General features: G+C 34.0%; 16 protein-coding genes and 3 pseudogenes. 12 read left to right on the top strand and 7 right to left on the bottom strand.

The features are described 5' to 3' along the window. Positions 1 to 361 precede the first annotated feature (361 nt). The 4 genes and pseudogenes from hblB to AC3WTI_RS06335 all read left to right on the top strand — a co-directional run. Positions 362 to 1762 (top strand): hemolysin BL regulatory component HblB, encoded by a 1401-nt coding sequence (gene hblB, locus AC3WTI_RS06350; protein ID WP_097841896.1) that lies wholly within the window; start codon positions 362 to 364, stop codon positions 1760 to 1762. A 20-nt stretch (positions 1763 to 1782) separates the two neighbouring features. Continuing rightward, positions 1783 to 2010 (top strand): annotated as a pseudogene (locus AC3WTI_RS06345) (hypothetical protein); the annotation flags it as partial. Between the two features lie 430 nt (positions 2011 to 2440). After that, a complete protein-coding gene (locus AC3WTI_RS06340) occupies positions 2441 to 4846 on the top strand; it encodes a PAS domain S-box protein (protein WP_097841897.1) in 2406 nt (801 codons plus the stop codon). 365 nt (positions 4847 to 5211) lie between these two features. After that, a pseudogene (locus tag AC3WTI_RS06335) lies at positions 5212 to 5748 on the top strand (spore germination protein); the annotation flags it as partial. Positions 5749 to 5752: 4 nt separating this feature from the next. Here the strand turns inward: AC3WTI_RS06335 and ansR are convergent. After that, positions 5753 to 6130: an HTH-type transcriptional regulator AnsR gene (gene ansR, locus AC3WTI_RS06330; protein ID WP_087956776.1), complete on the bottom strand. Its 378-nt coding sequence runs from the start codon at positions 6128 to 6130 to the stop codon at positions 5753 to 5755. A 184-nt stretch (positions 6131 to 6314) separates the two neighbouring features. On the opposite strand from ansR, the gene ansA reads away from it, so the two are divergent. Continuing rightward, a complete protein-coding gene (ansA, locus tag AC3WTI_RS06325) occupies positions 6315 to 7319 on the top strand; it encodes an asparaginase (RefSeq protein ID WP_000722314.1) in 1005 nt (334 codons plus the stop codon). Positions 7320 to 7372: 53 nt separating this feature from the next. Beyond that, positions 7373 to 8803, top strand: a complete 1431-nt coding sequence (gene aspA, locus AC3WTI_RS06320) for an aspartate ammonia-lyase (protein ID WP_087956778.1) — start codon at positions 7373 to 7375, stop codon at positions 8801 to 8803. A gap of 259 nt (positions 8804 to 9062) precedes the next feature. Here aspA and AC3WTI_RS06315 read toward each other — a convergent pair whose 3' ends face one another. Continuing rightward, the gene (locus AC3WTI_RS06315; RefSeq protein ID WP_000500337.1) at positions 9063 to 9917 is read right to left on the bottom strand and encodes a manganese catalase family protein; all 855 of its coding nucleotides are present in this window, start codon (positions 9915 to 9917) and stop codon (positions 9063 to 9065) included. A 226-nt stretch (positions 9918 to 10143) separates the two neighbouring features. Beyond that, positions 10144 to 11277 (bottom strand): zinc-dependent alcohol dehydrogenase, encoded by a 1134-nt coding sequence (locus AC3WTI_RS06310; protein WP_087955690.1) that lies wholly within the window; start codon positions 11275 to 11277, stop codon positions 10144 to 10146. A 243-nt stretch (positions 11278 to 11520) separates the two neighbouring features. On the opposite strand from AC3WTI_RS06310, the gene sasP reads away from it, so the two are divergent. Next, positions 11521 to 11733 carry a small acid-soluble spore protein, SasP family gene (gene sasP, locus AC3WTI_RS06305; RefSeq protein ID WP_000002841.1) on the top strand — a complete coding sequence of 71 codons (213 nt, stop codon included), beginning with the start codon at positions 11521 to 11523 and terminating at the stop codon, positions 11731 to 11733. 294 nt (positions 11734 to 12027) lie between these two features. Beyond that, positions 12028 to 12543 carry a DUF3231 family protein gene (locus AC3WTI_RS06300; protein WP_000512140.1) on the top strand — a complete coding sequence of 172 codons (516 nt, stop codon included), beginning with the start codon at positions 12028 to 12030 and terminating at the stop codon, positions 12541 to 12543. A gap of 35 nt (positions 12544 to 12578) precedes the next feature. Here AC3WTI_RS06300 and AC3WTI_RS06295 read toward each other — a convergent pair whose 3' ends face one another. Together AC3WTI_RS06295 and AC3WTI_RS06290 are read right to left on the bottom strand one after the other, a co-directional pair. Next, positions 12579 to 13055: a YndM family protein gene (locus AC3WTI_RS06295; RefSeq protein WP_142306516.1), complete on the bottom strand. Its 477-nt coding sequence runs from the start codon at positions 13053 to 13055 to the stop codon at positions 12579 to 12581. 256 nt (positions 13056 to 13311) lie between these two features. Beyond that, the gene (locus AC3WTI_RS06290) at positions 13312 to 14169 is read right to left on the bottom strand and encodes an MBL fold metallo-hydrolase (protein ID WP_097841229.1); all 858 of its coding nucleotides are present in this window, start codon (positions 14167 to 14169) and stop codon (positions 13312 to 13314) included. A gap of 257 nt (positions 14170 to 14426) precedes the next feature. On the opposite strand from AC3WTI_RS06290, the pseudogene AC3WTI_RS06285 reads away from it, so the two are divergent. Then, a pseudogene (locus AC3WTI_RS06285) lies at positions 14427 to 14543 on the top strand (YolD-like family protein); the annotation flags it as partial. A 213-nt stretch (positions 14544 to 14756) separates the two neighbouring features. Here AC3WTI_RS06285 and AC3WTI_RS06280 read toward each other — a convergent pair. After that, positions 14757 to 15416: a DUF1796 family putative cysteine peptidase gene (locus AC3WTI_RS06280; protein ID WP_097841230.1), complete on the bottom strand. Its 660-nt coding sequence runs from the start codon at positions 15414 to 15416 to the stop codon at positions 14757 to 14759. A gap of 446 nt (positions 15417 to 15862) precedes the next feature. On the opposite strand from AC3WTI_RS06280, the gene ppsA reads away from it, so the two are divergent. Further along, positions 15863 to 18469, top strand: a complete 2607-nt coding sequence (gene ppsA, locus AC3WTI_RS06275) for a phosphoenolpyruvate synthase (RefSeq protein ID WP_097841231.1) — start codon at positions 15863 to 15865, stop codon at positions 18467 to 18469. Between the two features lie 58 nt (positions 18470 to 18527). Here the strand turns inward: ppsA and AC3WTI_RS06270 are convergent, their stop codons facing one another. Further along, positions 18528 to 19145, bottom strand: a complete 618-nt coding sequence (locus AC3WTI_RS06270) for a TetR/AcrR family transcriptional regulator (RefSeq protein WP_001205697.1) — start codon at positions 19143 to 19145, stop codon at positions 18528 to 18530. Between the two features lie 170 nt (positions 19146 to 19315). On the opposite strand from AC3WTI_RS06270, the gene AC3WTI_RS06265 reads away from it, so the two are divergent. Beyond that, positions 19316 to 20497 (top strand): YhgE/Pip domain-containing protein, encoded by a 1182-nt coding sequence (locus AC3WTI_RS06265; RefSeq protein WP_087955699.1) that lies wholly within the window; start codon positions 19316 to 19318, stop codon positions 20495 to 20497. A gap of 160 nt (positions 20498 to 20657) precedes the next feature. Beyond that, positions 20658 to 21092, top strand: coding sequence for a ferritin-like domain-containing protein (locus AC3WTI_RS06260; RefSeq protein ID WP_087955701.1), 435 nt, complete (start codon positions 20658 to 20660; stop codon positions 21090 to 21092). Positions 21093 to 21151 lie beyond the last annotated feature (59 nt).

Here is a 21151-nt window from a genome sequence, read left to right as displayed (position 1 = left end):
TGTTGTAAAGTGAACTAAAACATAGAAAGTCTATGATTACACTGTTAAACAGAAAAGTAATAATTAATAAATCCTTATATAACAGAAAGGCGGAGTCTCATTAAAGACTTCGCCTTTCAATTATATATAAGTATGATTCGAATAAAAAATAACCTTGTAGTTTAATTGCTTTTTTAAAATTTGCAACAGAATCGGTTAATTTGAAGCAGATTATATACATTTTCTTTAATACTTAATGATTTGAAGGCTGCTAAAGAAAGTTCAAACGATACTGATAAAAGATGTAGAACTCATTTTGAAAGACATCGCTTTTTAATAAGATTAGAACTTGAAACCATACCTTATATAGGAGGAATACGAAATGATGAAAAAAATTCCTAATAAACTACTCGCTGTATCAGCATTTTTAACTATAACAACTACTTATGCAGTCATACCACTAGAAACTTTTGCAATTGAAATTCAACAAACGAACACTGAAAATATGTCTCTTTCAGCAAATGAAGAACAGATGAAAAAAGCTTTGCAAGATGCTGGTTTATTTGCAAAAGCTATGAATGAATATTCTTATTTGCTAATTCATAATCCTGATGTGAGTTTTGAAGGAATAACTATTAATGGAAATGCAGATTTACCTAGTAAAATTGTACAAGATCAAAAGAATGCAAGAGCACATGCTGTTACATGGAATACACAAGTAAAAAAACAGCTTTTTGATACATTGACAGGCATTATAGAATACGATACAAAATTTGAAAATTATTATGAAACATTAGTAGAGGCGATCAATACTGGAAATGGAGATACTTTAAAAAAAGGGATTATAGATTTACAGGGAGGAATTCAACAAAATCAAAAGTCTGCAAAAGCATTAATAGAAGAATTAATTCAATTAAAAAATGCTATTGGAGAAGATGTTAGAACATTTGGAAGTCATAAAGAGACATTGCAATCGATTTTAAAAAACCAAGGTGCTGATGTGGAGGCTGACCAAAAGCGTCTAGAGGACCTTTTGGGACAAGTAAAATATCAGAAAGACATAGAATCTAAGGGCTTAGACATGGTGAAAATCCCCTTTATTCCAACCTTGATTGCTGGTGGCATAATGATAGGTGATGCAAGAGGTAAGTTAGGTTGGCTAGAACCTGAATTAGAAAAATTGCGTCAGACTGTAGATTATAAAATAACATTGAATCGTGTAGTTGGAGTTGCATTTCATAATATTAGTGATATGCATAGTATGCTTGATAGTGCTATCACTGCTCTTACTTATATGTCTACGCAATGGGAGGATTTAGATTCTCAATATTCGGGTGTACTGGGACATATTGATAAAGCTGATCAAAAAGCTGATCAAAATAAATATAAATTCTTAACCCCTAGCTTGAATGCAGCGAAAAACAGTTGGAAAACATTAAAAACAGATGTTGTCACTTTGCAAGAAGGGATAAAAATTGCAGAGAAAAAAGAACAGGATTTTTTGAATCAGCTTCGTCCATCAAACGTTTTCTACTTTTATAAAAAAATTCATAACGCATACACTTTTGAAATAAAGACTGGAACAAATGCGCCAAATGCGTCTTATAAAGTTATGAATTTAACTAAAAACACTGTTCATAATATGTGGAGTGGAGGGGCTAATACTAACATGTGGGCTGATTGGCTTTCATTCAATCCAAATGATGAATTTGCGGTAGTAGCAGTAGTGGATGGTAAAGAATATGTTGTGTATAAAGACAAAGTACAAAATATAATGAACTGAATCTGAAAGTAACGAAGTAATTGGAGCCGGATAATAAACTAGACAACAAGTTAATTGAAAAATCTCCTTATATCCTAGAATATTTTGCTCAAGAAAAAGAATTTGTTCAGCGAAAAAGTAAATATTGAACCAAGCAGTTAGTTGTCTTATGTATATGGTTTTATCGAAAGGTTTCAAGTACATTACTCATACAATTATGTAGTTATCCTGAAGCATCTACAGGTGTTCTTATCGACCTTGAAGAACTACTTAGCTTCCTAAGTGGAGTGATTTTATGCAAAATTAAGTGAACGTTTTTGTACATAGATTAGTTGACATTTATATAGGTTTTTTCCATTTTCAAAGATAGTTTTGTTTTTTATGTTATTTTTCAAAAATTACTGCTGAAATTTCTATATTCATGACTCAGCATATAATCATTGTTTGATGAAATGACATACCACGTCCCTTAGAGTTTCAGACATATTACGATAACTTAAAGAAAAAAGATAATAGTAGTCAACGGTTACTATTATCTTTTTTGAACTATTTTTCATTAAAATATCTCATCTGCTGTGCCCCTTATTTACTTTTCTAAATTTTATCCTAGTTTAAAATTTATGCATTTGAACTGTTTATACAATTTGTAGGATTTTTAGCTTTTTTGTCGAATACACTTAATGCAAGGAGGGACATTACATGATTATTAAAGATTATTTCATCAACCTTTCTATTTTTTCTTTATTAGTTAGCGCAGCAATATTTATTCAAGTGTTTACAATTAATTCTAGTCGATATTTCGAAAAACTCTATGGAGGGATTATTGCAGTTACGTTAATGTTCTTTTCTGTTCCATACATGGGATTTTCCTACGATCTTCGAGTTGTTCCTCTTATTCTATCTTTTATTTACTTTGGTCGTATTGCTGGTTGGATTACGTTAATTAGCATAATTTTAATGCGTATCTTTTACATTGGAGGGTATTGGGAACCTCCTATGATTGCTTATTTAGGTATGGGGATTCTATTTTCTACTTTTAAAACTTATTTAAAAAAACTACATCCTTTTAAAGGTGCATCTTTATATTTTTCTGTTTTTATTGGAATAAAGTGGGTAGTTGGGGTGTTATTTAATACTACATTACTTTACACAGGAGGCTTATTATATATAGTGTTAGGACTTTTAATTGGGCTATTTCTTATGGAAGCCTATCAGAGATTGTATTATTTAACACAGGACTTATCTAAAATGAATCGAGAATTAAAAAAATCGAAGCAAGAACTTACAGATACCGTGCATGAGCTTCAAGGAGGAATTTTTAAATTTAAAAAAGTGGGTAAGCACTTTATACACACTTTATGTGATGGGCAGTTTTATTATCAAAACGGATTTTATTCTGAACAGGTGGTAGGAAAAAGCTTACGTACTATTGATGCTTCTATTATTCCTCCACATTTAGTTCCACAATTGATGAAGTACTATCTTCAGGCATGGGAAGGAAACGAAATTATATTTGAATTACCTTGGCCAAATGATAAAACTATTATTCTTATTGCACTTAGGCCGATTAAACGAAATGGACAAGTTATTGAAGTTGTTGGTTCTACAGTTGATATAACCGAAAGGAAAAAGGTAGAATCAGAATTAAGCGCTACCAAAGAATTATTAGAATCATTTATAAAGCACAATCTAGATGCTATTACCATTTCTGATCGAGAAGGGCATATTTTACAAGCTAATAAAGCTTATGAAAAGATATTTGGGTGGTCATCACAAGAAATCATAGGTAAGAGATTACCTTGTGTACCAGATTTTTTAATGGAAGAATCGCTTGAAAATATTCAGAAAATTCTAACGGGTGAATCGGTAGTTACTAGATTAGAAACTGTTAGACAACGGAGCGATGGGAGTCTTCTTGATATCAGTCTGACAGTTTCTCCTATACTAGATGTAAGAGGAAATGTGATAGCTTTATCAGCAATATGTAGAGACATCTCTGAAAGAAAACAAGCAGAAAGAGAACGGCATCGATTACACCAGCAATTAAGAGATAGTGAAATGAAGTACCGTGCACTAATCGAACAAGCAACTGATGCGGTATATGTAGTAGAGCTGAATGAAGATAATGTTCCAAGTCGATTTATTGAGGTAAACCCTGTTGGGTGTAGAAGATTTGGATATAGTAGAGAAGAGTTGCTCTCATTATCATTTTCAAATATAGTACCACAAGATTCTCAAATGATCGTAAAGCTATTAGAAAAAATTAAAAAGGGACAAACTTCCTTCACTTTGCAAGATGAATATGTTTTTCCAACAGGAAAAGTAATAACAACTGAGTTTAGTGTTCGTGTTTTTAACTTAAATGGTAAAAAGGTTTTTCTAAGTATTTCTCGTGATATCACTGAACGGCTAAAAACAGAAGAATTATTACGAAAATCTGAAAAACTTGCTGTTGTAGGACAATTAGCGACTGCAATGGCTCATGAGATTAATAATCCATTAACTGCAATGAAAGGGTTCATGCAATTACTAAAATCAACGGAAAATGAGAATAATCAGGGGTATATTAATATAGTATCATCAGAGATTGAGCGTATAGAGAGTATTACAAATGAATTTATGACGGTAGCCAAACCACAGGTGGCAAAAATACAACTTAATGATATTAGTGTGCTAATGGATCAAGTTTTAATGCTACTACAACCTCAAGCAATGATGAACAATATAAAAATTAGAATCGATCTTAACCCTGGTATTCCATTAATTTCATGTGAAGGAAATCAGTTAAAGCAAGTATTTGTTAATATATTAAAAAATGCAATTGAATCTATGCCGATGGGAGGGGAAATTCTCATTCAATTAAATATACTTGATAATAATCAATTAAGCATTCGTTTTATCGATCAAGGGTGTGGGATTCCAAAAGAACGTATACCATACCTCGGAGAACCTTTTTATAGTATTAAAGAAGAGGGGATTGGCTTAGGATTAATGATTTGTTATAAAATTATTGAAACACATCAGGGAAAGATATTTATTGAAAGCGAAGTGAATAAGGGGACTACAGTTGAAGTCACTCTCCCTATTTGTACACCTCAAAATTAATATATTCTTTTACTGAAATTTTTTAAGAAACCATACAGAATGTAATGCTAATGTTACTTAATGAAATAATAAAGAGAAGAACACTGGTAAATGTACCCTATAGAATAGACACTTGAAAAAGCTTGTTATAAAAACATCCTTTCTTTCGAACTAAAAGAAAGGATGTTTTTAATATTGTAATTATGCTCGAAAACATTTCTGGTTTTTATTTTTAATACATTTTTTAACTAATTTTGGTTAAGTATTTTCAAAGGCGTTATTATTAATTCAGTAAGTATACTTACATATCACCATCCCTAATTTTAAAAATAGCAATTTCCTGAAAACTATATATAGTTTCTTTCTGAAAGGAAGGGTATTATCAATTGAAACCGCATGAAAGAGTATCTGTTTACTCTATAGAATCTTTACAGGATTTAATGAAATTACTAAAAAAATCTAAAGATTTTATAACGTTGGAAATTGCTTCTAATAATTCCTCTATAGTCATTTCATATTTTAGAACATTAATCGATGTAAATATATTTCATGAAGAGATTTTGACTTATATAAAAGAGAAGAGTTTCGATTCGTTACAAGATATTCAGTCTGTCTTACCCTTTGAGAATTCAAAAATAACAAATCAAATGGAAGATATTCAGGATAGTATTTTAAATGGCCATATACTGATTCAGTTCGATACAGATACATTAAATTGTTTGTTAGTAAATGTGTCAAAGAAAGAAAAAAGGGATATTACAAAAGCCGAAATTGAATACAATATTGTGGGTCCACAAATCGCATTTGTCGAAGATTTAGATGTAAATTTAAATCTAGTACGTAGAAAGCTTCCAACACCTTATTTACAAATTAATTGTCTAAGTATTTCTAAGTTTAAAGAGTGCAGTGGCTTCGTTTTTTATTGAATCAACTTTTACATGTTGGTGCAATATTTTCTATTCTCTTGGAATTTAGTTCTCGTTTGCTTCTCACAAAAGCAATAAAATCTATGATCTCTTCTGTTGACAGTGCTTCTCCATCTATTAAAAGTGTTGGATCTGGATCTTTTAGGAGTCTTGTAATATCAATGACATCTTTGTTTTGATGTGAATGTTCAATTCTGCCTAATATATAATCTACAGACGTATCAAATAAATCGGCTATTTTAGATAAAGATTGTAATGAAGGTAATCTATAACCATTTTCATAACCAGCATAGGTGCTTTTCGCAATCCCAAGTCGATCTGCTGTCTCTTGTAGGGACCATTTTTGATTTTTTCTTAATTTAGATAAACGTTCCAACATTCGTCTCATACCCCATCTAATTTTATTAAATTAATTATAACATAGAAAAAGAATCAAGAATAGAAAAAAAGTACGCGTATCGAATACAAAATCTTGATTAATTTAAATTAAGTTCTATAATGATAAATATAAATACGCATTACGCGAACGATATATCGTTGTTTATTTTATGGAGGGGTTGTGTATGAAGAAAATTTTATTACTTGCAACTGGTGGGACAATTGCATCTGTGGAGGGGAGTGAAGGGCTTGTTCCAGGATTATCTGCTGAGGAATTATTGAATTATTTTTCGAGGTCATCTCGAAACTTAGAAATAGATTGTAAAATCTTAATGAATATTGATAGTACCAATATGCAACCTGAGCACTGGAAAGAAATAGCTAATGCTGTTTTTAATCATTATGATGACTATGACGGGTTTGTGATTACACATGGAACGGATACGTTAGCTTATACATCTTCCGCCTTATCTTATATGCTTCAAGGTTTAAGAAAACCAGTTGTTTTAACAGGTTCACAAGTACCTATCAGTTTTAAAAAGACAGACGCAAAGAAAAATGTAGCTGATGCTCTTAGATTTGCCTGTGAGGATGTTGGCGGTGTGTTTATTGTTTTTGATAGTAGGGTGATTATTGGGACGAGAGCAGTTAAAATGCGAACAAAAAGTTATGATGCATTTGAAAGTGTGAATTATCCATATGTTGCTGAAGTAAATGAAGATGAAGTGAAATATCATTGGAAGCCAACGTCTTCCCATAATGAACTTTCAATAGATACTAATTTATGTACAGATGTTTTTCTTATGAAATTGTATCCAGGTACAAAGCCAGAGATGTTTGATTGTTTAAAAGATTTGTATAAAGGGGTTATTATTGAAAGTTTTGGTAACGGCGGATTACCTTTTGAAGGAAGGAACTTGCTTTCGAAAATTCAAGAATTGACTGAAATGGGGATTGCTGTAGTGATTACTACTCAATGCCTGGAAGAAGGAGAAGACATACTTCTCTATGAAGTAGGACGAAAAGTGGCGCAACATCAAGTAATATTATCTGGAGATATGAATACGGAAGCCATCTTAGCAAAATTGATGTGGACGCTTGGAAAAACTAATAAATTAGAAGAGATTAAAAAAATTATTGAAGAGCCTTTAGCCTATGATTTAACAATAAAATCTGATAAGGATTGGTAATGACTCCATATGATTTATTTAGGTTTTACATTTAATATAGGGGAGAAATTAAAATGTCAATGATAAACAAGAACATGCGAGTGGAGAAGGATTTTTTGGGAGAAAAGGAATTACCTATTAAGGCATATTACGGAATTCAAACTTTACGCGCTGTTGAAAATTTCCCGATTACAGGGTACAAAATTCATGAAAGTTTAATTAGAGCGTTCGCAATTGTAAAAAAAGCAGCAGCGCTTGCGAATACAGATGTAGGAAGATTGGAATTGAACAAGGGCGGCGCGATCGCAGAAGCTGCTCAAGAAATTCTTGATAGAAAATGGCATGATCATTTTATCGTAGATCCAATCCAAGGCGGAGCAGGTACTTCAATGAACATGAATGCAAATGAAGTCATTGCCAACCGTGCTCTTGAATTATTAGGAATGGAAAAGGGAGACTATCATTATATTAGTCCAAATAGCCATGTAAACATGGCGCAATCAACAAACGATGCATTCCCAACGGCGATTCATATCGCTACATTAAACGCATTAGAAGGTTTATTACAAACGATGGGTTATATGCACGATGTATTTGAATTAAAAGCAGAGCAGTTTGACCATGTTATTAAAATGGGTCGTACACATTTACAAGACGCTGTGCCAATTCGTCTTGGACAAGAATTTAAAGCGTACTCTCGCGTACTTGAACGTGATATGAAACGAATTCAGCAATCACGTCAACATCTATATGAAGTAAATATGGGAGCAACTGCAGTTGGTACAGGCTTAAATGCAGACCCAGAGTATATTGAAGCAGTTGTAAAACATTTAGCTGCAATTAGTGAACTACCACTTGTTGGCGCAGAAGACTTAGTAGATGCAACGCAAAATACGGATGCATATACAGAAGTATCAGCAGCACTTAAAGTATGTATGATGAATATGTCTAAAATCGCGAATGACCTTCGCTTAATGGCATCAGGTCCACGCGTTGGTTTAGCGGAAATTATGCTACCAGCTCGTCAACCAGGTTCATCAATTATGCCAGGGAAAGTAAATCCTGTTATGCCAGAAGTAATTAATCAAATTGCGTTCCAAGTCATTGGTAACGACCATACAATTTGCCTTGCTTCAGAAGCAGGACAATTAGAATTAAACGTTATGGAACCAGTACTTGTTTTCAACTTACTTCAATCAATTAGCATTATGAATAACGGTTTCCGTGCCTTTACAGATAATTGCTTAAAAGGAATTGAAGCGAATGAAGATCGCTTAAAAGAGTATGTTGAGAAGAGTGTAGGAATTATTACAGCCGTGAACCCTCATATCGGTTATGAAGCAGCAGCTCGCGTTGCGAAAGAAGCAATCGCGACTGGGCAATCCGTTCGAGAACTTTGTGTGAAAAATGGTGTATTGTCACAAGAAGACTTAGAGTTAATTCTAGATCCATTCGAAATGACACACCCAGGGATTGCAGGAGCAACTCTTTTAAAGAAAAATTAAAAGAAGAGGGAGGCAAGCCCCTCCTCTTTTTTACAATATAGGGATGTTATATGTGAATAGAGGTAGGGAGGTTATAAGTAAGTATACAGTAGCGTCTAATGGTTCATAGAAACAAAATTAAGAGGAACAGAAATATGATCAACATCACTTTTAAATAAAGAGGATTTATTAAAACATCCTATCATATTAACAACAAGCTTACATGAATCTTTATAAAGAACTATGACCAACCATTAATAAATAGTTGGCCATAATGACCTTAAAGATCCATATCTTTTAATCCGGGACTATGCTCATTTGGTATTTCAGGAAGCTCTGGTACAGGAAAACCTTTTGGCGGGTCAGTTACTGTTAATGTTCCTTTGTTTCTACTTGGTGATTCACCTTGGAATATTTCTCCCATTCTTGTTGGATCTAAGCTGAAATTAAATTGTGCATTATGGAATCCCATGTCCACATATTTTCTACACTCTGGATATTTATTAATATCATAGTTCGGCACAGGGAAGAGTTTCCCCCATTCAACCCCTAATGTCTCTAAAGCTTTTGCAAAAGCATTTTGATGTGCATTATCACGTACAATTAAAAATGCAAGAGTTTCTCTAAATGTTTGATTAGAACTCATTTCATAAATTCTAGTCTTTTGAAGTACGCCTGTAGACTCAAGTACGACATTATCTAGTAAATCGCTAATTAAGTTTCCATGACTATATACCCAAGATCCATTCCATGGGTTGCCAGCTGCATCAACAGGCAATGAACTTTGAGCACCTACAATAAAGTGATGGGGGTTTGCATGTTTAACCGCTTCATCAAGCGGTGCTTTATCAATACCAGCATTTCCTGGCGTAGGTTCACCAGATCCAGTTAATAGTTGATTAATTGTATGTTGTACAAGTTCTACGTGGCTTATTTCCTCTAAAAAAACACCTCGAAGTAAATCACGATATTGCTTCTCTTTACCTCTAAAATTTGAACTTTGGAAGAAATATTGCATCATTGTACGCATTTCACCATAATGCCCGCCTAATATTTCTTGTAAAACTTTTGCAGCAGCTGGGTCTGGTTTATCCGGCTTAATCATATTAATTATTTCTTCTTTATAATAAAACATGAAGTACACCTCTTTTTAAGTTAGTTAACATTGTTATCGTGTCCGCTAATTGGTTACTTAATACTTAAATTCATTTTTTTACCAACAAATCGTTACCTTAAAATGCTTGAAATAACTATTTTTGATGTGAGATGAAAGTGGGGGGATAGCTACCTTCAATTTAATGAAAAAGATAAGATTACGGAGTGTGATCTTATCTTTGTATAAAGAATAGTGAATTGTACCTTCAAGGTTTCAAAATGACTTTTATACAATCATCTTCTCGATTATTAAAAATTTGATAACCGTAGCTCGCTTCTTCAAGAGGGATTTTGTGTGTAATAATCTCTTTTGGATCAAATTCTTTATTTGTTATTTTTTCAAATAGTTCTGGCATAAAATGAATAACAGGTGCTTGTCCCATTTTAAGATTAATATTTCTAACCCAAAATGCTCCGAGTGGAAATGCATTATAATTGCCACCATAAACGCCAGTCATTTGAACCGTTCCATATTTTCTTACTGCTTTCGTAGCAATTTGAATAGGACCGAGAGTTCCGCCTTGTAATTTTAACTTTTGTTCTAAAAATTCTAGTGGTGATTTTTTTCCATCCATGCCCACGCAATCAATGACTACATCGGCACCGCCATGTGTGATTTCCTTTAAATGTTCTCCCATATCAGGAAATTTTGTAAACTCAAATACCTCAACATTGTTAATCTGTTTTGCATAATTCATCCGATAATCTAAGTAATCGACTGCGATTACGCGTTTAGCACCTTGCATCCAGGCGAATTTTTGTGTCATTAATCCAACAGGTCCACAACCTAGGACGATAACAGTATCACCTGGTTTAACACCTGCGTTTATTACACTCCAATAGGCTGTTGGTAAAACATCTGATAAAAATAGTAGGGATTCATCTTCAAGTTCGCATGATTCCGGTATAACAAATGGAGTGAAATTTCCAAAAGGAACTTTTAAATATTCTGCTTGTCCGCCTGGATGATTACCAAATTTCTCTGTATAACCAAAGTATCCACCAGAATCGTAATGAGGGTTTGAGTTATCACATTGACTTTCCATTTCATGTTGGCAATAGAAACAATGTCCACAAGAAACGTTGAAGGGGATGACAACACGATCTCCTTTTTTTACTTTCGTAACATCTGGTCCGACTTCTTCAACGATTCCCATTGGTTCATGGCCGATAATATACCCTTGCGGTAAAGGCATGTTACCTTGATATAAATGTAAATCAGAACCGCAAATAGCGGTTGAAGTAATTTTTACAATAATATCGTCTTTTTTCTCTAACTTCGCATCATCCACTTGTTTAACTTGTACTTGATTTGGTCCTTGATAGGTTACAGCTTTCATCACATATCTCCTTAGAAATCATTTTTCATAATTTATATGTATCTCTTGGCAAAGAAATCTTTAGTAAAGAGGAATTTATACATATTGTTGTTATGAAAGTACGTTATAGTAGCTCTTCTTTCTTATATCTTTTGCCCTATTTTAAGAAGAAACTCAATATTTATACATAATCTAACTCCCATAAAAAGGATAATTATTATTTCATAATTTGTAGCATATTAAAAACATTGGAGGTGAAACGATATGGCAAACAATAATAGTGGAAGTCGTAATGAATTGTTAGTTCGAGGCGCTGAACAGGCTCTTGATCAAATGAAATATGAAATTGCACAAGAGTTTGGTGTACAACTTGGTGCAGATACAACAGCTCGTTCAAACGGATCTGTTGGTGGTGAAATTACAAAGCGTTTAGTAGCAATGGCTGAACAACAACTTGGTGGTAGAGCTAACCGCTAAGTAAATCGGCATACAATATAGCAGATAAGTAAATCAATTTCTTTTGTATATGTATAAAAATAAAAACCCTTATAGTAAATGGATTCTCACTCAAAGATTATTGATAATCTTCTTTCATAATCTTTGAGTATTTTATTTGTAAACTACTTTCCTAAACAATAAACACGCAGTGTTGGAAAGGTGTTTTCCATGCATAGTAGAAAATCTTTTGCAGGAAAAAGCATAATTAAAAATTTGATTTCAATATTGAAATCAATATTTATTATGATATTTTCGAAAGGGAGGAATTTAAAAATGGGTATTTTAAGTGGAAATCCTCAAAATGAACCGTTACATTACGGAGAAGTATTTGATATTTGGAGTTATCTTCTAGCAGCACAAGGTGGAATCGCAAGCCATCAAGTGTTTATGAATCACACAGGTGACGAAGATTTGAAGAAGTTTTTAGAAAGCTTAATTGAAAATGATATGAACTCGGAAATAGAAGAGTTAAAAACTCTGTTAAAGGTTAATGGCGTAGCATTACCGCCTGCTCCTCCAGAACGACCAGTTGCATCTATCGAAGACATTCCTCCAGGAGCGCGTATTAATGATGCTGAAATAGCAGCAGCTGTTTCTACAGGATTAGCAGCTGGGCTTGTGACATGTAGTCAAGTGATGGGAAAATGTCTTCGAGAAGATGTAGGGATGCTATTCGGACAATTTCATATGAAAAAAGCGCAAGCAGGTGTAACTTTGCTGCGTTTAAGTAAGAAAAAAGGGTGGGTAGTTCCACCTCCGTTACATGTAAGAAATTCTGACCAAGCTTAATAAACAAAAATAAAAAAGTGGCATTGGCCACTTTTTTATTTTTTAGATGTATCCTTAAATTTGGATGTATTGATTGTGGAAGAATCTATATATTCATCTGACATCTCCATAGCATACTTATCATGATGAATATGGTTGTGATTTCTTAATGCATCGTCATTACGCAGTACTAATCTCTTCATATAAATGTGGAAGAAAACCTCTATTCCGCCAATAATTAATGTGGCTATAAATGAAGAAAGTCCGATATTACGAGTAGCATTTAAATTAGTAAATAAGGGTGTTAAAAGCCAAATTCCGAAGAAGATTAATCCGAAATCTGCCATTGTAGCAATCGTATTTCCGTATTTAGGCAAAATGAAGAGGTCGCCGATTAAATAGGAAGCTCCTGTTAGGAAAAGAGAAATGAGTAATACTCTAGGAATGGAAATGCCTTGAAAGATACCGAGTACGGTAAGTAATACTGCAGTTATCGCTGTGTATTTAATTAATAAAGCAACAATATGTTTCATCATTTTCCTCCATTGTTAAAACGTATATGAAATAAAAGATTTCATTAAAAACGGGTTATGCTATATAGCGTAACCCATTTTAATGAACCTTTAATGATAAGAAGTACAACCTGGGTAAGAAGCAGGCTTATACTACAGATAGTATTTTCGGAATATCGAGTTTTATTCACAAGGCGCAGTTCCATTCTTATAATACAGATGTTGCCTAAGTACAGTGTTTCTTTATTAAAATTAATAATTTTTTCCGGTTTCATGCTTAATGCATCTTTTTATCTACATATTTTCCATAATCGGGTACAGCGATTTTATCAAATTCTTGAACGAGTGTTTTGAGGCTTGTTGATAGCAATTCACCTGACATTGGTATCCCATGTCCAGTAATAGCGACCAGAGGCTTTACTTCTTCTAATTTAATGACTGATTCTTTAGCGGCTTTCCAGTCTGTTGTTAAATAACGAGGGGGGCCGCTTATTTCCTGCTCCTGAGTAAATACTTTATATAGATATTCCTGTTTCACTGTAACAAAAGCATCCCCAGCAATTAAAGTTCGGTCTTTTTCTCGGAATAATGAAATATGCCCAGGAGTATGCCCTGGTGTATGAATCCATCTAAACTCTGGCATATGGGGAACAGTTCCATCGGTAGGTAGTGCTTTTACGCTATTTCCTAAATCAATCGGTTCATTAGGGAATAGGGGAGACATTTTCGCTACCATACCACCTTCAACTGATGGATCTGGTTCAGGATAGCTTTGTTGTCCAGTCAAAAATGGTATCTCCATTGCATGGGCATAGACTGGAACATCCCAATACTTAATGAGTTCAATTATTCCTCCAACATGATCAAAATGCCCATGAGTTAGAATAATTGCTTTTGGGCGGCTATTTGTACCAAATCGATTCTTGGTAACAGAGATAATTTCATTTGCACATTTAGGCATTCCAGCATCAACTAAAACAAAATCATCGGTATGCGGATTCCCAACAAAACATATGTTGACGATTTGAATCGTGTAACAAAATAAATCAGACAATACTTTGATGCCATGACCACTTTCAATTGAAGTTGCTGGAATAAACTTGTAATCACTTCCATAATTCATTTCATTATCCATTTTGTATCCCCCTAAATATATTTTAATACGACATTATAGTTCCCTAATTTTGAAAATCCATTTTTGGGGATTTGAGAAAAGAATTAGTAGGGTATTACAAAAAACTATAATTTAGTCCTAGAATTAAGAGGAAGACATATCAATTTATATAAAATGCAAACAGAAAATATTGATGTTAAAGTCGTAGTTAATACTATTTTTTGAGGAGGGGTTACGAGTTAATAAAAGATTCATCAGGATATGATAATGTGGGTTCATATAAAAATTACATAACAGTAGCTGATATAAATTCATTAAATAAGACGATTACTTGTACCGATGCTTTTCATAATCAAAGAATGTTTAAGTTTGTTGATGTAATTGAGATTAGTTAAAATGTGTTTCTAGGTAACAGGCTCATCTTTAAGCTTATTACCTAGAACGATTTGTTCACCTACCAATCGTTCTGATGGAATAAATCTGGAATGTTCGGCATTTGTGCTTTCTGAGAGGAAGGTTAATAATCTTATCTTTAACGAATGTACCGAAAGAAATTTTTCCTTAAGCGTGTGAAAGGCGATAGCCTACTTTTCATTATTTAAGTTTTATTATTTTGAGTTTAGATGTATATCTTTGAAGAGGATATACCAAGTTCTTTTATTTAGATAATTACTCGAAACTTGAATGGGAAAAACATGATCAAGCCCCCATTCTAATTCGTTTATTTCATTTTCAATTCCTGTTGGATAGAGTAAAAGGATCTTAAAATTATTTTTAACAATATTTGATAAAACTGTTTGTAATTCTAGCACTTCAGTCAAGTTTCCGCCCCATCTAACGAATAAAATGGATTGTGAATTATGAATTCTTTTGTAAAGATTATCAATTCTTCGATCTAATTTTTGTTTAAAATCATGGTATGTGATGAACCAATCTTCATTTGGAATAACAGGGAAATCATGATAAGATGTCACGTTATATTTTGTGTCTTTTATAATATGAGAAAAAACAGGTTGTATCACGCCATCATTAAACACAACATTTTGATCCGGCATTGCGTGCATGTTTTTTAATTCCATAAAGTCTATAAAATTATTTTTCAATAATTCGTTGATAGAAGAAAGATTCGGTGATACAAACCAATCTAGAGGACCTGAATATTTCCGCAACTTATATTTTTTTAGATGAATAGCAGTATAACAATTTTCCCCTAAACTAATAACATCATCATAAATTCCTTGAAGCGTTTTTATTTCCAATACAATCATCCTTTTTTAGAAAAATTAGTAGGTATATATAAATTCTAAAAAGCGCTATTATGACACAGAACATGCTTTTGAAAAAGAGGAGAACTGATTCATTATAAATAATATATGTATGTATAAAAACTCCTGTGAAAAGGCTCACAGGAGGATAAAATAAAGCATATTTCGGGTTATATACCATTTGTTGAGGTAAGAATTGTATGTAATAATGAATGGCGTTTCTATATATAAAGTGGAATACAGAAATACATTGAAGTTAGTTGTGAACAAATTATAATTTAAAATTGAGCGGAAATAAAATGCCCCAGTTGCAGAATGAAGCAACTGGGGCATTTTTTAATCTCTTCCTAACTTAATTATATCATGTAAATCAAGTTCGAAATAGACTGTTTATTCGTATTTACTCCTGCTACAATCAAGAACACATGCATAATAAGGAGAGATGTTACATGAGTTCTTTCGTTCTCGATTTTCAAGAAATAGAAAACACGCAGCTTTCACTCGTTGGTGGAAAAGGTTTGAATTTAGGGGAGTTATCTAACATTCAAGGGATACAAGTGCCAGAAGGATTTTGTGTTACAACGGTAGGGTATGAAAAGGCTATCGAGCAAAATGAAGAGCTTCATACTTTGTTGCAGCAGCTAACGAAGTTGAAAAAGGAAGAGCGAGCTCAAATTGGTAAAATTAGTAAGAAGATTAGGGAAGTCATTATGATAGTAGAAATCCCTACTGATTTAGTGGAAGCAGTAGCTCATTATCTCTCACGTTTTGGAAATGAACATGCGTATGCTGTGCGTTCTAGTGCTACGGCTGAAGATTTACCATATGCCTCGTTTGCTGGTCAACAAGATACGTATTTAAATATTATTGGAAAAGAAGCGATTTTGCAGCATGTAAGAAAGTGCTGGGCGTCTTTATTTACAGAACGAGCAGTTACGTACCGCATGCAAAATGGTTTTGAACATAATCAAGTTTCTATATGTGTTGTTGTTCAAAAAATGGTTTTCCCTGAGGCTTCGGGCATTTTATTTACGGCCGATCCGGTTACTTCTAACCGAAAGGTGCTATCAATTGATGCCAGTTTTGGACTTGGTGAGGCTTTAGTATCAGGACTGGTTTCTGCCGATAATTATAAAGTAAAAGAAGGCGAAATTACGGAAATGATGGTAGCAACTAAAAAATTAGCTATTTATGCTGTAAAAGAGGGCGGAACAGAGACGAAAAAGATTGATCCAGCTCAGCAAAAGCTTCAAACATTGTCTGAACAACAAATTTTAGAACTAGCAAGTATCGGACGACAGATTGAGTCTTATTTTGGCTGTCCGCAAGATATTGAATGGTGTCTAGCCCATGATACATTTTATATTGTCCAAAGTCGCCCAATCACGACATTATATCCAATCCCTGAAGAAAATGATGGGGGAAATCATGTGTATATATCGGTTGGCCATCAACAAATGATGACCGATGCGATGAAACCACTAGGGTTATCTTTTTTCCTGTTAACGACTAGTGCTCCTATGCGTAAAGCGGGAGGAAGACTATTTGTTGATGCTACGCAACAATTAGCTTCACCTGCTAGCAGAAATTACTTAATAAACACTTTAGGAAAATCGGATCCGCTCGTAAGAGATGCATTAACGACTATAATCGAGCGAGATGATTTTATTACATTGTTACCAGATGATGAAAAAGGAAAGAGTGCTGGTAAAAGTGTGCCACCTGCAAATTCGCAACCAGAAATCGAAAATGATCCGTCAATCGTTACGAATTTAATAAAGGCTAGTGAAGCATCGATCGAAGAGTTAAAACGAAACATGCAAACGAAATCAGGGATGGATGTACTCCATTTTATTTTGGAAGATATTCAGCAATTAAAGAAAGTATTATTTAACCCGCAAAGTATAGCGGTCATTATGGCGGGTATGAATGCTTCAACATGGATGAATGAAAAGATGGAGCAATGGCTAGGTGAAAAGAATGCAGCAGACACGCTTTCTCAATCGGTACAAAATAATATTACGTCTGAAATGGGTTTAGCATTAATGGATGTTGCTGATGTGATTCGGCCATATCCAGAAGTTATAACGTATTTACAACATGTAGAAGATGATAGCTTTTTAAATGAACTAGTTCAGTTTAAAGGCGGGGAGAAAGCTCAAGAGGCAATCAGTGCTTTTCTAAATAAATACGGAATGAGATGCAGCGGAGAAATAGATATTACGAAAACGCGCTGGAGTGAAAAGTCAACTACAATTATCCCGATGATTTTAAATAATATAAGAGATTTTGAATATGGTGCGAGTAAGCGGAAATTTGAAGAAGGACTGCAAGAAGCTTTGAAAAAAGAAGAAGAGTTAATAGATCGATTGCAGCATTTGCCGGAGGGTAAACAAAAAGTAGAAGAAACGAAGAGAATGATTCGAAACCTCCGTAATTGTATCGGCTATCGTGAATATCCAAAATACGGCATGATTAATCGTTATTTCATATATAAGCAGGCGTTATTGAAAGAAGCTGAGCAACTTGTGCAAAGCGGTATCATTCGTGAAGTCGATGATATATACTATTTAACTTTTGAAGAACTTCACGAAGTTGTTCGCACGAATAAACTAGATTACGAGTTTATCCAAAAACAAAAAAATAATTACAAATTATATGAAAAACTGACACCTCCTCGTATTATGACGTCTAATGGAGAAATCATTACAGGTAAATATAAACGAGAAAACCTCCCGGCTGATGCGATTGTAGGCCTGCCTGTTTCTTCAGGAGTGATTGAGGGAAGAGCTCGCGTTATTTTAAACATGGAAGAAGTGAATTTAGAAGAGGGAGATATATTAGTTACTGCTTTTACTGATCCCGGCTGGACACCGTTATTTGTGTCCATAAAAGGGTTAGTCACTGAAGTTGGCGGACTTATGACGCACGGGGCAGTTATTGCACGTGAATATGGATTACCAGCAGTTGTCGGTGTGGAGAATGCTACGAAATTAATAAAAGATGGGCAACGAATTCGGGTACATGGAACAGAAGGGTATATTGAAGTGTTGTAATGAAACAAAAGATCATCCGCTATTATAGTGGGATGATCTTTTGTCATATATAGCTGGCTCATTTCTTTAAACCGGCCGCATAAAAAGGTCCATGAACTGCGATTGTTGATAAAATGCGAGCAATTTCCTCAGGTGTTTCTTTTTGTCCGTTATTTAACCATTGCTGAATAACACCAATATGGGCAGATGCCATATAAGAAGCTAAGTATTGGCTTGGAACAAGTAAGTTTTCCTTATTAATGAGAGCACCATTCGTATCTTCAAATAGTGTTTTCCACATAAAGTCTTTCAGTTTTGTTTGGAAAGATAAATCTCCTTTTGGGCTCAGTACAGCTTTCATAAAATCACTATTTTCATTTAGAAATTCAAGAATAGAAGTGATAAGTATAAATGGCATTGTAGGGGAAGGATTTGATCCAAGGTCAGCAATAACTTCTGGAAATTTCCGTTTTGCAATGCTAGAAAACTCATACATAATTTCTTCTTGGCATTTCGTCATTAAATCAAATTTATCTTGATAGTGCGCATAGAAAGTACCGCGATTAATGTTTGCTTTCGTTGTAATATCTTTTACTGTAATGGCGTCAAAGCCTTTTTCTTCAATTAATTCCACCAATGCATTTCGTATCGCAGTTTTCGTACGAACAACACGTAAATCTAAATTACTATCACGCAAAGTATGTCCTCCTTCATTTTAGCCAACACATTTCAAGGATGTGTCTTATAACCGACACATTCACGATTTTTGATTATTGTATAAGGTTCAACTCGAACATATAATTCAAAATATAAATAAACAACACGTTGTTGGTTATTATAAATCAAATTAGAGGAGGAGAACAGAAAATGTTTAAAAATAAACTTTTATTGGTATCACCAATTATTGCACTACTTGTAGTTTTTATTTTTTCATTAACGTTATTTCCAACGGTTCAACCACAGCCGAAAAACTTGCCAATCGCAATCGTAAATGAGGATCAAGGAGTAGAAATCCCGAATCAACCGAAGATGAATATGGGGCAAACGATTGTTGATAATATGAAAAAGACATCAAAATCAGAGGAAGAACCTTCAGTAAAGTGGGTAGAAGTAAAAAATAAAGAATCTGTGCAAAAAGGATTAAATAATCAAGAGTATTACGCAGCATTAGTCATTCCGAAAGATTTTAGTACAAAGCAGGCATCATTACGAACACCACAGCCATCTTCGCCAGAGGTAGAAATATTCATAAATCAAGGAATGAATACAGCGGCTTCAACTATGGCAGGACAAATGTTAAATGCTGTAGTTGATAATATGAATAACACTGTTCGCACGCAATTATTAGAAGGATATAAAGCAAAAGGAGCTACATTAACAGCAGACCAAGTTTCAAAGGTAGTCACACCGATTGCAAAGAAAGTGACAAACGTAAATGAAACCGGCAAAAATAGTGCGAACGGTAACTCGCCAATGTCTTTATTCCAGCCGTTATGGATTGCAAGTCTAGCGAGCGCAGCAATTATCTTTATTGCGATAAGTAAAATGCCAGTAAGTACAAGAAAAGAAAACTTTGTATTAAAACTAAAACAAATCATAACAGGAGCTATTGCGACACTTGTCATTGGATTTGGCCTTACATGGATCGCGGATGGTATGGTAGGGTTAAATATTACGAACTTCACAGATACGGCACTGTTTTTATCTATTACGTCCTTTAGTTTCTTCTTAATGATATCGGCGGTACTTTCATTAGTTGGATTAAAGGGAATTGGTGTATTTGCTCTCTTACTATTCTTTGGTGCACCGTTATTATCATTAGCGCCTGAAATGTTGTCGCCATTTTACCAAGACTGGGTGTATGCATGGTTACCTATGCGATTTATGATTGAAGGGCTTAGAGAAATCTTCTTCTTCGGAAAAGACTTAAGCTGGAGTACACCTGTAACAGTGCTCGTTTGGATTGGCGTAGTAAGTATGATGATTATTTTAGCGACTGCATTCAAACGTAGTGTAGGAAAGGAACATAAAACGGAAGTAAATGCATAAAAGATAAAAACGTTTCACTAGGAGTGAAGCGTTTTTATCTTTTTATTAACTTATAGGTTAAAGGGAATAGAAGGGTTCGGATTTGTGTTTTCCTGTTATATACATGCTCCTGCTATTTCAAATTGCATAAAATGTTATGTGAAATAATGGAGGGGATACGATGTATAATTCGAATTATTATGATTGGTATAGGCAAAATGATAAGTTGATTCGTGATATTGAGAAAGCAATTAATGGAGAATTTAGTGCAATAAGTTGCTATGCGAAATTAGCTAATATGGCTCCAAATGCGGCGGAACGAAATCAAATTCTTGAAATTCGTAACGATGAAATAAAGCATTTTCATCATTTTGTACAAATCTATACAAATTTAACAGGTCAGCAGCCAAAGCCACAAATTACAGAAGAATGCCCGAATACGTACTTACAAGGATTAGAATTCGCTATACAAGATGAACAGAAGACGGTAGATTATTATTTGGAAATTTCCGATGAAACATCGGATGCACATCTGAAAGAGTTGTTGCGCAGAATAGCTGCCGATGAACAAAATCATGCGGTGTGGTTTTTATATTATTTTGTGAAGACGAAGTGAATGTTGAAGGAATTAAAACCGTTTCACTAGTAGTGAGCGGTTTTTTTGATGAAATACAG

It is taken from the genome of Bacillus sp. EB106-02-03-XG38, assembly GCF_058792175.1.
This window is presented reverse-complemented; position numbering and strand designations above follow the sequence as displayed.